We start from the raw sequence: 538 nt of genomic DNA, 5'->3' as shown, positions 1-538 counted from the left end.
GACAGGTCGCCATCATGCAGCGCACCAACAGCTTCCGAGACAAGTTCGAGCGTTACATCGCCAAAGATCGGCAAAACACCCATTTACGCCGAAAGGCGTATACCGCAATCGCCGCAAAGATGGCCCGCACCGTGCACGGGATCATCAAACGCGGTGAACCTTATCGTCCCTTCTTTGAGGGATGATCGACAGCAGAAGGACCTTTCTCTGTAAGGGCCGTAGAGGCGAGCATCGACCTCGTAGATAATGTTCAGGCCTTCTGCTCAACGACCCGAAGATCTCGTCTTAAGGACGGTGAGAGCCGCAAAAGCGTACTCTGTGTTTGTTATGGGAGAGACATGTTGTTGACCAAAATGCCGAACTGACACACATTCAAACGTGCTGGGACGCTTCAGCACGACAATGACCTGATGCCAAATCAGCCAATCATTCCGCGCATAGGACGTTGTCGCTGACGATGGTCTTGGGCCTTCCACGTCGCGCCATGATCGACGTCAGTTCGCGGGTGACGCGCAGTCCGGAGAGCGACGTGTCCGCG

The 538-nt window shown here is 55.0% G+C and carries 1 pseudogene; it reads left to right on the top strand.

The features are described 5' to 3' along the window. Positions 1–247: pseudogene (locus J1C49_RS21540) on the top strand (IS110 family transposase); the annotation flags it as partial. Between the last annotated feature and the right edge of the window lie 291 nt (positions 248–538).

It is taken from the genome of Cognatishimia sp. F0-27, assembly GCF_020667845.1.
Taxonomy (GTDB): domain Bacteria; phylum Pseudomonadota; class Alphaproteobacteria; order Rhodobacterales; family Rhodobacteraceae; genus JAFMPQ01.
The sequence above is the reverse complement of the archived record's forward strand: the minus strand, read 5'-3'. Positions and strand labels throughout refer to the sequence as shown.